Raw genomic sequence first — 10,532 nt, 5'->3', positions numbered from 1 at the left:
GTGCTTAGTCTTACAGCGTGTAATGGAAACCGATGGCGATACCGTCGTCTTCGGTTTGTGACATTTGTGCTTCTTGCGCGGCATCGGCGCTTGAGAAGTCACTAAAGTCCTTACGCGCTTCAATGTACAAAATGGTGTCTTCAGACATAAAGTAGTGTGCGCCTATCACGGCAAACTGACGCTTAAAAACATCATTAGGATCAGCATTAAAGTTTGGTTGGATCACATAGTCATCGCCCGCATCAAATACGTTGTAAGCGATAAATGTACGCACGTCATTATCAAAGCGGTAGCTAACAAGCGACTCTAATCCAACGGCATCCTTGATTAAGCGGCCTAGGTTATCTGTATCGTGGTTTTCGTTTTTATTGATGTTTGCAGCTGCATACCAACCAGGCTTATAGAAATCCCCGTAAGTAATACCGACGCCATAAATTAAATCTTTAACCGATTGATTTCGGCCACCAGCGTACACAATATCAAACGCGCCGCGGTTAACACCGGCTGTGAGAGTTAAGTTTTCGGTCGCAGCATAGGTAAGTGAGGCACCATAAGTTGAATTAAACTCTACTTTTTGTGCCGCGTTGTTCCCTTGATTAAATTGGGCTTCGCAGGAGCTGCTCGAAATATCAACGACATCACAAGTATAAAAGTCATCAGATTTTAGCTGAGCTTGTACAGCAAAGCTCAGCTTGCCAAATTGATTACGGTATTGCAGCACTTTATCACCACGACCAGTACCATTGATCGCGCCGTCGTCTTTGTTATAGGTGTAAACACCTGCGGCATTACCATCCCAAACTAGGCTGTAGTTGGTGCTGTATACCACGTCGTACCAAGCGCCCCATTGTTTTCCTAGGGTAACTTGGCCGTATTCATCGTGCTTAATACCAACATAACCTAATCGGTTATATAAAAACTCGTCTTGTATTGATTCGAAGCGGTTGCTGTAAACAATATCACTACTACCAACAGGGTTTACACCCCATTCAAGGAGTGCGAAAGCCTGCCAGTTGTTTTTCAATTGGCGTTTAAAGTCAAAGTTAATACGCGATGCGCCGTTTACCAATTCAGTCTCGCCTTGAGTGTTAATAACTCGAGCATCGATAAAGCCGCCAACCGTGACACTATTCTTTTCATCTTTGAATATCTCGATAGCGTTCACTGTTGGAATAGTAGTCACGCTAGCGATTAGGGTGGCAGCAAGTGTTCTTTTCATGAATTACCTTGTTTCAATGTTGTTGCTAAATAGGGCTAAATTAGCTAAAAAATGGAGATTATCAAAGCTAAAATACAGGCAAAAGTGAAAAAATATCAAGAAAATAACGTGGTTTTTGGTAAATTTATTCATTTCCTGTTCATTGAGTTTAAATATCAATGAGTTAGGAAAGTACGAGTTCTGAGGTTATTGATTGATTTTACGCAATAAATGTAAGGGGTTATAGCAATATCAGCGTTTTGTTACTGCAAGATAGCACGAAAACGTGTAATTCAGCGAAAAATCAATAAAACATCATGTTTTTGGTAGATAGACTTCTGTAGTCTTCCAATTAGATACACAACTACAAAAGGGAGATTGAGTAATGCTTGTTAAAAAAATTGGCATCTCAAAATTGGCTTGTTTTTCCACCATTATGTTGTTTTTTATTCATGAAGTTCAATCATATAGCGAACCACCAACAGAGTCGTATGGTGTTATATATGGTCTTAAAGACGGTAATAGCAAAGCGATTTACTTAAGTGACCAAGGTGGTAAATCGCCAGTAAAGATCGTGAAAGCCACGTCAAGTGACGGCTATCCTGCTGTCTCACCATCGGGAGACAAAGTAACCTTTTACGGTAAATACGATAACTTCAAAACATGGTCAATTCATACCGTTGATATTACTGGCCGCAATCTGAAAAGATTAACCAGTAAAAAATATGTGTGGGATAGTGCACCTGCTTGGTCTTTGGATGGAATGACGATAGCGTTTGCTAGAGAATATGAAAATAAGGAAGGTGTTTGGCAGGAAGAAATTTGGTTAATGAATGCTGATGGTAGCGAACAGCGCCAAATTAAAAATCTCGAAGGTCGTGCTCCAGAATTTATGCCAGATGGTCGATTACTATACCAATCTAAAGCCAGCCCAAGCCAAATTAGCATTGCCAATTTGGATGGCAGCGAGGTTATTCAACTCACTCAAGACGACACTGATAACATGTCTCCTCAAATTTCCCCAGATGGCACAAAAATAGCCTATCTATCTAATAGAGATGGGAATCAGGAAGTATATGTTATGGGTATTGATGGAACCAATAACAAGCGACTGACTCGTAATAACATTCAAGAGTGGGATCCATCTTGGTCCCCAGACGGCACAAAGGTGTATTTCGCTTCAGAGAATGTATTTGGCTTTTATGATGTCTTTTCTATAAATGTGGATGGCACGTCTATCAAAAAAATACTTCAAAACAGCTCGCAAGCGACAGTTGTGCCAGGTCTTGACCAAGAAGCGCTAAAAAAGTTAAAGAAAAAAGTGAGCACCAGTGGGCCTGTCCGCTGACCGTAGCTTAAGTTATTTACTTTGCTGTTGTTGGAGACGACCTAAAAAAGGAAAAGAAGTATCGCGATATTGTGACTAAATCTGGTAATGTTCTACAAAATATTAATAACAACTACGACCAATTAAGAGAGCGTTATAATTTTACTACATTGCTAAGATCAACGCGTTGGAATAGTGTAAATAGGCTCGGCTTCAGTAGTACGAATTTGATTAGACTAAGCCGAGTCATAGAAGCGATAGAAGTCGCAGAACGTTACACCGAATATCAACCTAAGTCTTGGCAAGCCTATGAGTCATTAGCAAAGGCATTTGAGGCGAATGAGGATAACTTACAAGCGCTGAAAAACACCAAAGTAGCCGTGCGACTGGTTGATAATGAAGTAAATAAAAGCCTTCTATTGGAATACATCAATCAATTAACCGAGGCGCCAGAGTAAATATGCTGCTACGTTCAGTGAAATCATTAACCCTACTTTGTTTGATGCTCTTTTTGATGGTGTTAACCGCCTGCAACAACGATAGCAAACTAGACTTTGACGCATTTGTTGAGAAAAAACTAACAGATTTTCTGATTGAGGAAAATGCACAAGTTGCCTCCATCGCCATTGTGAATGACAAGCTTAACTATCAAAAACAGTTTGGCGAGTTTCCTGATGGTACAAAGCCACACCATGACACCGTGTATGAAATTGCATCCATCACTAAAACTTATACCGGGTTGTTGCTTGCCAAGGCGGTAGTAGATAAAAAAGTACAACTAGATGAAGATATTAGGGTGTACTTGCAGGATGGTGATTATCAAAACCTGCAGCATCTAGGCAAACCTATCACTTTGCGTCACCTCGCGACTCACAGAAGTGGTTTACCGCAAGATTTTGCATATACAAGCGCAGATATAAAGTCTGGCAAGGCTTTTGAGCTGTTCTCTAACTATTCAAAAGCGAAGTTTTTTGAAGATTTAGCTCAGTACCAACTTACCTCAATGCCTGGTCAGACATTTCAATACTCCAATGTTGGCGCAAACCTGACTGGGTATATTTTGGAAAACGTGTATAACCGACCATTATCTACACTTGTTGCGCAATTGATCACGGAACAATCGGGTGAAGAACATACAAGGTTTCGTTTAGAGCCCAGTGAGATAAGTAAAATAACGAGAGGGGTAGATAGAAACGGCAAAATTGCACCGTTACTCAGTCCACACTCGTTTGCTGAAGGCGGACTAACATCCAATGCAGCTTCGATTGCCGATTATATGCAGTATTTACTCAGCACCCAAGCAGAAGAAGTGCTGTTGTCGCGCACCTTATTAACAGAAACCAGCAGTGAACATGGCCATGCATTTTTTTGGAATACATACGAGTATCACTCAGCTAATCCTATGTTCTATCACAGTGGAGGCTCTATAGGTACTTCCACTTGGCTTGCGCTTTATCCAAAGCAGAAGTTAGGAATATTTATTGCCACAAATGTTTCAGCGAACAACACGCAAGGGAAATTAAATGATATTGCCAATGCGATTGTTGAAAAGTATGAGCACGCTAAGCGCTAAAAAGACAATGAAAATTCCGGATTCAAGAAGTTAAAAAATATGCAATTGATTAAAGTGGTTTAATATCAGCTTCATTAGCTTACTTTCTGAAGCGAAAGCTGGATCGGGTACGAACTTAGAGACAAGGAGTTAGGTATGAGTTTACTTACATGGATACTCTCTCATGTCACACTTGCGGCATTTTGGCTTTGGATTTTAAATTTTGGCGGAGCTGCAAAAATAGAAGGGTGGAAGTCGTTCTTTATCATAGGGTGGTTTGCTGCGCTATGGACTGCTGAGCAGTTGCGTTTGTATGCACTGTGTATTCTCGTACTACAAGTTCCTTGGTTTATTGCAGGCCTTTTGATGCCGCAATGGCGAGGCTTTGCGGTGTAACATCAATTTGCTTAATTAAGTGCTCTATTTTGAGGCGAGAAAATCTTGTCGATAACAAGACAAAGATTTTGCTATTTAGTTATTCTAAATAAGAAATCTTTAACGCAGTTAGCGTCAGATTTGCTCCTTCAAATTGAGCAAGTATAAAGACAAACTGGTGTCATTGTCAGGTTTTGTAAAGGTGCTTGGATTTGTCTGTTTCCTAGTGCAATTATATTTACTTGAAAACTAAAGGCTCTAATAAAAGGATAGTTTATGAAGCAGATGAGCATTCTAGTTGCTATGTTTTGCAGTTTAATAATTTGCGATAAAAGTTATGCCCAAAACAATTACGATTTAGGACAAAAAACACCGGGATTAACACCCGAGTTATTTGCTCCAGGTGTCGTTTCTACGGATGAGCACCGCGAGACTGAAGTGTTGTTTTTGCCAGATATGTCAGAGCTTTCTTTTACTCGCTCTGGTGGGGAATATCAAAAACCAACATGGATTGTGATGCAATATAAAAACAATCAATGGATTGAAAAATCAATACCCGAAGCAGACATAAAAGCATATCAGGAGCAATTTAGCCCACCGGTTTCACACATACAAAACATCGAGCCTTTTAAAGATATTCCAATCAGAGGTTATATCACCTCAGCAAAAGGGACACACTACTTTTATGTCTTAGATTTGAAAGACGGCAGTGGGCATTTGAGTTATTCACGGCTTGTTGATGGCAAATATGAAACACCGCACAAAATGAGTAAGGCAATTAACCAAGGAAAGTACATTGCTCACCCCTACATCGCGCCAGATGAGTCTTATATTATGTGGGATGCTGAAAAGGAAGGTGAAAACACGCCTGATATCTACATTAGTTTTCGTAACCAAGATGGCACATGGACAAACGCAATAAACATGGGAGATACGATTAATACGGCTGCGTACGAGCAACGACCTAAAGTATCACCAGACGGAAAGTACTTATTTTTTTGGCGAGGTGACAAAAAAGTCAAAAAAGACGGCACGAGTTACTGGGAAGGTAATCCATATTGGATGGATGCGAAGGTTATTGAAACGCTGAGACCAACACGCTAGCACTCAATTATTCTTGGTTATACTACCACTAAAAACCTAGACTAAACGGCATGCATGCCTTTTTCTACATCACTGAATTTTTTATTAATGGTCTAATAAAATTACCTTGAAAAAAGGAACAAAGGTGATTTAATAAAAAAGCATGGATACTGCCAGGGTTTGCTGAGAATAGTATCGTATTTAGATAGTATGGTATGGATATCGCAAAATAAATCCAAAAATCTAGTGCGTCTATTTATCTCCCTTACAACCGTCAGCATAAGTACGAACACATTCGAACCGACAATTACGCAGTACGTCTTACTTGATTGAGGCTTAAATTTTTATGAAGGTCTTTTTAATACTGTTATTGGTAGCTGCGTTTTCGGGAGATGTTGTTGCAGACATGCCAATAGAAACTACTTTACCAAACAACTTAGATAAGGAAATAGCAATGGACTTAAAGGATAGAACAATTTATCCCATTATTAAGGCTGGAGATTGGCCAGGTATTCAATACGGTGCGGTTTATTCAGTATTAATTGGCCCAGAAGATGACCCAGAAGTCGTGATTGGTTTTGGTTATGATACCCCAGATAACTTCGTTTTTTTAACACATCAAGATGGTCAAGAGATCGATTTAAATGTGGTAGTTCCACAGGCTTTTCAAAATATTGATGCTTTAGATGTAACCTTTGTCCCGTCCGCAGTGCTAAACAACCAAGTATTAACTGCCAGCGGAGAGTCTTTTAGTAGTGAAGCGATTTTATCTCAAACGCAAATGCTGAAAGCGCACGAAATGCTAGATGCCGAACAGTTACTTGTCTCAATAGCGAGACGTACCGGATTAATGGTGGTATCCAGAGATGCATCGCACGATTTATTGGATAAGTTTATTTATTTACATAGCGAAGCTTGGAACGATGATAGTTACGGTAACGCACCTATCGCAAATAGGCTCTTTTTAATCGAAAATGGCAAAATAGTTGGGTCGATGTCATTAGCGGATAAATAAGCCTGCGGATCTGTTTGGTGTGTTATCCAGAGTGTAGTGTATGGAGGTTGTGCCATGTCAGATTTGATTGACTTTGATAAGTTGAAAAGTCTCGTCAAAGATGCCGTAAAAACTACTTTTACAAACCTCCAACGTATACACCAGCCAGATGAGTTGCTCGGTTATGCCTTATGTACTGATGACAGTGTAATGACGCTCTATCACGTTGCCATGACACAACAATGGCTTTCACAAGATGATAATACTGAGTTTGAGTTCTCTCCCGTTGAGTGGGATTTAAGCGATAGGGATGTGCATTTTAAAGGTGTTGCTACTTTACTCGCAGCTCGCCTTGAACTGGAAGATGCAAAGCTCTATGAAAATTATCTTGAAGAAATTATCAACCCCACTTTCAAGGCTTTTGTATTGGCGCTTTTAGAGTTGAGGCAAGAAGGCGTCTTTGCCAAAAATGTTTTTCTGTCAGTGATAAGTACAGATCCAAGCGAGCATATGTTGGAACTTGAAAGCGCAGCAAATCGTAAGCTAAATAGCGCAGAGTTGCTGAACCGATTCAATGATTGGCATGCTCGGTTTGGTTGAAGGCGGATGAGCAAACACGCGTATTTTAGATATCAATGGAATTAACTCTTAGATTTAAGTGATAAGGAAGTAATTAAAATGAATTTGATTGAATGGGTACAGGCGACATTACCTGAGCTTTTGTGTGATCTTAATCAGCCGGCGACAGCGAGTGAAATAGCAAGTCTAGAGAATAAGCTCGGTGTTGAACTGCCTGAGCGATTGAAAGCGATGTATCTCGAACATAACGGCCAGAAAGATGAGATCAATACTGGTTTATTTTACGGACTCAATTTTTTACCTTTGAACAGAGTTTATGAAGAATGGTGTTCGTGGGCTGAAATCATCGATTCACAAGGTGAAGAGGGAATGAAAGAGCTGAGCATGTTTTCAACCTCTCACGTTCCTGGGTTTATCAAAGAAGTTTATGCCAATAAAAAGTGGGTACCGTTTGCCCATGATTGGGCAGGCAACTACCTTGGTTTAGATTTTGATCCGGCCGAAAATGGCACAGTTGGACAAGTGATAAACTTTGGTCGTGATGAAGACGAAAAGTTTGTGATTGCTAAGTCGTTCTCTGAGTTTATGCAGTGGTATACCGCTGAACTTGAGTCAGGTAATTACAGTATTGTGGTCGAAGACGATGGTGGTAGAAGTTTTAATACTAAACAGCCGCAATCCGGCCATTTTTTAGATGCAGTCAAAGTGCTATTTCGCGCAGTATAAATAACTTTCACCGTGCTATTTATCGCGGTTTGAAGTTATCTCAGTGTTGCGCTTTGAATGTTAAGGAGATCAATATGCAATTTCCAGAATTTGAAACACCACGCTTGAAGTTGACGGCGCTATCCGAATGCGACAGTAATGCTATTTTTGAACTATTTTCAAACCCAGAGGTAGTGAAATACTACGATTTAGAGGCGTTTAGTGAGCGATTACAAGCTGAAAAACTCATAGATTTCTTTCATTCTCGATTTGATAGCGGTGTTGGGATCCGTTGGGCTATCCGATTAAAAGACACTGAGCAGCTTATAGGTACGTGTGGTTTTAACTCATGGAACTCAGCGATGAAAAATGCAGTTATCGGTTATGATTTGATGCCGAAATTTTGGGGAAAGGGTTATACCACTGAAGCATTACACCAAATTATCTCCGCCGCGTTTGGTGGTTTACTAGCATGTGGTGCACTGAATCGAATTCAAGGAGATACGGTGCCGGGAAATCATGCGTCAGAGGCTGTGTTAGAAAAGCTAGGTTTTAAAGCTGAGGGAGTTAGACGACAAAGTGGGTATTGGAAAGAACAATTTCATGACCTAACGTGCTTTGGGTTATTAAAGTCAGAATTTAATCGCTGAGCCAATATTTTTTAAAGGAAAGACAATGGAAATCTGGACACTACTTTTATTTATTCCAGCCTGCTTTGCCTTGAATATGGCACCAGGGCCAAATAATCTTCTAGCGCTAAATAATGCTCGTCGTTATGGTTTTCGTATAGCTCTTCTTGCGGGATTTGGAAGGCTCGCCGCATTTTGTGTGATGATTGCGCTTGCCGCTTCAGGCCTTGCTGTTGTGCTGTATACGTCGGAAATATTGTTTCTTGCCATTAAGATTTGTGGCGCGCTCTATTTATTATGGATTGCTTATAATTTATGGCGCTCAGACGTTAGTCCAGTTTCGGATGATGTCCGCAATCTGAGCATTACCGGACTGATGAAGCAAGAGTTCGCTGTTGCTGCGGGTAATCCAAAGGCAATTTTGATATTTACCGCTTTTCTCCCTCAGTTTGTCGACGTCGCAAAAAATGTGACAGAGCAATTTTCACTATTGGGGGCTACTTTTCTCGTTCTGGAAATCGTGGCTATCGCTATGTACGCTGTTATTGGGCTGTATCTAAGGCAGTGGTTTAGTAAACCTAAACTGGTTAAACGTTTTAATCGTGCATGTGCTTCATTTTTGGCGCTATCTGGCGGCAACTTACTGTTGAGTAGACAGTAGCGATGCCAAAGTTAGTGACTCGCCAGCCCACAAAGTGATGCTACTTCTCAATTCACTCATCTGGCCTGCGTGTGCTTGACAATAACTAATCATTACGTGAAAGTATCGGTATGAATATAAAACTATTTCTCACAAGTACACGAATTATTACCATTCCTTAGGAGTGGTGGTTTTGTGTGCTTTTTTAATGAACCCACCAAAGTAAGGTGGGTTTTTTGTATCTGCCTTGTGGGGCCACAGCAAGGAGGTTACATGAAGAAAATAGCAGTTTTTGGTAAACCGGGAAGCGGCAAGTCTACGGTGAGTAAAGGACTGGCCGCGGCAATACACATCCCGTTATATCAATTAGACTCGATGCTCTACCAAGCAAATGGCGAGTTTGTTGACAGAGCCGCTTTTGATAAAGCACATCAAAACATATTGAATACTGATGCGTGGATCATTGACGGCTTTGGTCCGTTAGATGCGTTTAAACAGCGCTTAGATGCAGCAGATACCTTAGTCTACATCGACTTACCATATCGAGTGAGTTATTGGTTTGTGATAAAACGTCTTTTAAAAAGCATGCTCAATAAGCCTGAAGGCTGGCCAGATGGTAGCTCAGTGTTTAAAGGGACGATTGCCAGTATTAAAACGTTAAGGCGCTGCCCGCAATTTTGGAATGAAAAATTCTTATCGCAGTTAGAGGAAAGTGCGCAAACCAAAACACTCTATGTGATTAAGTCGGTTGCGGCGCTTGATAGCTTTGTACGCCAACATGCGAAGTAATATCATCAAAGGGTAAACGTGAGTAATGTATTGATTTGATTTACAGCCTTTGGTGTTACGTCTTTTGCGCTGTAAATGATGAATAATAAACTGGTAGCGGTCTTACCCACACTAAAACGGTGATAAATCATCTAATCGCAACTATTATTTGCTATTTGCTATTTGCTATTTGCTATTTGCTATTTGCCTTTGTACTTTTTTGTTGTTCTTTATACTTAGCCGGTTTGATAGTTGCGCATGGAGAGGTGCATGAGAAGAGTTGTAATATTTAATAAGAAAAAGCATTTTTTCGCGACAACCAGACGTTGAGTTACTCAACCAACAGATTGAACAGATAGAGCAAGGTGGTTGGAAGGTGTTGTCTGTCACGGCTAACTGCGATTTTTTAGGATATTAGGGCCTGTTGATCTTTCAAGTTTGTTTTTGCAGCAGTTTGATTGGTATTTATACAAGGCAGAGCCAGCGTAGCATAGTCATTCTATGTAAGTCTGGTGATAAAGACTTTGTGCTCCTGCAAAGTCACCTTACCCCACATCCTTGTGGGGCAACACAGAAGAAATGCCAATCAAGCGCTGCCCTTTGGGTTCACCTGAGTGCGCTTTGTTCATTGTTGCTCAACTTTTGCCTAGATTACTAGGCGACAAGTCGAGCGTCGCGACCA

Annotated in this window: 12 protein-coding genes; 11 read left to right on the top strand and 1 reads right to left on the bottom strand. The window is 40.6% G+C overall.

Annotated elements, in window-relative coordinates; all coding sequences use genetic code 11:
* Positions 1–10: 10 nt before the first annotated feature.
* Positions 11–1,219, bottom strand: coding sequence for a porin (locus GSF13_RS17395; protein ID WP_010605186.1), 1,209 nt, complete (start codon positions 1,217–1,219; stop codon positions 11–13).
* A gap of 364 nt (positions 1,220–1,583) precedes the next feature.
* On the opposite strand from GSF13_RS17395, the gene GSF13_RS17390 reads away from it, so the two are divergent.
* From GSF13_RS17390 to GSF13_RS17345, 11 genes are all read left to right on the top strand, one after another.
* Positions 1,584–2,546 (top strand): DUF5050 domain-containing protein, encoded by a 963-nt coding sequence (locus GSF13_RS17390; protein WP_211866522.1) that lies wholly within the window; start codon positions 1,584–1,586, stop codon positions 2,544–2,546.
* A gap of 206 nt (positions 2,547–2,752) precedes the next feature.
* Positions 2,753–2,983 carry a hypothetical protein gene (locus GSF13_RS24800; protein ID WP_249122695.1) on the top strand — a complete coding sequence of 77 codons (231 nt, stop codon included), beginning with the start codon at positions 2,753–2,755 and terminating at the stop codon, positions 2,981–2,983.
* Between the two features lie 2 nt (positions 2,984–2,985).
* Entirely contained in the window at positions 2,986–4,098 is a 1,113-nt protein-coding gene (locus GSF13_RS17385; RefSeq protein ID WP_249122694.1) for a serine hydrolase domain-containing protein, read from the top strand.
* A gap of 135 nt (positions 4,099–4,233) precedes the next feature.
* Positions 4,234–4,473, top strand: coding sequence for a hypothetical protein (locus GSF13_RS17380; RefSeq protein WP_010605182.1), 240 nt, complete (start codon positions 4,234–4,236; stop codon positions 4,471–4,473).
* Between the two features lie 255 nt (positions 4,474–4,728).
* Positions 4,729–5,556, top strand: a complete 828-nt coding sequence (locus GSF13_RS17375) for a hypothetical protein (protein WP_211866521.1) — start codon at positions 4,729–4,731, stop codon at positions 5,554–5,556.
* A gap of 325 nt (positions 5,557–5,881) precedes the next feature.
* Positions 5,882–6,550: a hypothetical protein gene (locus tag GSF13_RS17370; RefSeq protein ID WP_227387014.1), complete on the top strand. Its 669-nt coding sequence runs from the start codon at positions 5,882–5,884 to the stop codon at positions 6,548–6,550.
* Positions 6,551–6,604: 54 nt separating this feature from the next.
* A complete protein-coding gene (locus GSF13_RS17365; RefSeq protein WP_211866520.1) occupies positions 6,605–7,129 on the top strand; it encodes a DUF4303 domain-containing protein in 525 nt (174 codons plus the stop codon).
* Positions 7,130–7,207: 78 nt separating this feature from the next.
* Positions 7,208–7,834 carry an SMI1/KNR4 family protein gene (locus GSF13_RS17360; RefSeq protein WP_211866519.1) on the top strand — a complete coding sequence of 209 codons (627 nt, stop codon included), beginning with the start codon at positions 7,208–7,210 and terminating at the stop codon, positions 7,832–7,834.
* Positions 7,835–7,908: 74 nt separating this feature from the next.
* Complete coding sequence (locus GSF13_RS17355; protein WP_069018646.1) at positions 7,909–8,463, top strand: GNAT family N-acetyltransferase; 555 nt, start codon at positions 7,909–7,911, stop codon at positions 8,461–8,463.
* Positions 8,464–8,488: 25 nt separating this feature from the next.
* Positions 8,489–9,103 (top strand): LysE family translocator, encoded by a 615-nt coding sequence (locus GSF13_RS17350; RefSeq protein WP_211866518.1) that lies wholly within the window; start codon positions 8,489–8,491, stop codon positions 9,101–9,103.
* Between the two features lie 252 nt (positions 9,104–9,355).
* Positions 9,356–9,871, top strand: a complete 516-nt coding sequence (locus GSF13_RS17345) for an adenylate kinase (RefSeq protein ID WP_211866517.1) — start codon at positions 9,356–9,358, stop codon at positions 9,869–9,871.
* Positions 9,872–10,532: the final 661 nt, after the last annotated feature.

Source organism: Pseudoalteromonas sp. M8, from assembly GCF_018141365.1.
Classification (GTDB): Bacteria; Pseudomonadota; Gammaproteobacteria; order Enterobacterales; family Alteromonadaceae; genus Pseudoalteromonas.
The sequence above is the reverse complement of the archived record's forward strand: the minus strand, read 5'-3'. Positions and strand labels throughout refer to the sequence as shown.

What these genes read in the sequence shown, in the direction of transcription:
- GSF13_RS17395 (WP_010605186.1), bottom strand. Translation starts at nt 1,219, where the DNA reads ATGAAAAGAACACTTGCTGCCACCCTAATCGCTAGCGTGACTACTATT.
- GSF13_RS17390 (WP_211866522.1), top strand. Translation starts at nt 1,584, where the DNA reads ATGCTTGTTAAAAAAATTGGCATCTCAAAATTGGCTTGTTTTTCCACC.
- GSF13_RS17385 (WP_249122694.1), top strand. Translation starts at nt 2,986, where the DNA reads ATGCTGCTACGTTCAGTGAAATCATTAACCCTACTTTGTTTGATGCTC.
- GSF13_RS17380 (WP_010605182.1), top strand. Translation starts at nt 4,234, where the DNA reads ATGAGTTTACTTACATGGATACTCTCTCATGTCACACTTGCGGCATTT.
- GSF13_RS17375 (WP_211866521.1), top strand. Translation starts at nt 4,729, where the DNA reads ATGAAGCAGATGAGCATTCTAGTTGCTATGTTTTGCAGTTTAATAATT.
- GSF13_RS17370 (WP_227387014.1), top strand. Translation starts at nt 5,882, where the DNA reads ATGAAGGTCTTTTTAATACTGTTATTGGTAGCTGCGTTTTCGGGAGAT.
- GSF13_RS17365 (WP_211866520.1), top strand. Translation starts at nt 6,605, where the DNA reads ATGTCAGATTTGATTGACTTTGATAAGTTGAAAAGTCTCGTCAAAGAT.
- GSF13_RS17360 (WP_211866519.1), top strand. Translation starts at nt 7,208, where the DNA reads ATGAATTTGATTGAATGGGTACAGGCGACATTACCTGAGCTTTTGTGT.
- GSF13_RS17355 (WP_069018646.1), top strand. Translation starts at nt 7,909, where the DNA reads ATGCAATTTCCAGAATTTGAAACACCACGCTTGAAGTTGACGGCGCTA.
- GSF13_RS17350 (WP_211866518.1), top strand. Translation starts at nt 8,489, where the DNA reads ATGGAAATCTGGACACTACTTTTATTTATTCCAGCCTGCTTTGCCTTG.
- GSF13_RS17345 (WP_211866517.1), top strand. Translation starts at nt 9,356, where the DNA reads ATGAAGAAAATAGCAGTTTTTGGTAAACCGGGAAGCGGCAAGTCTACG.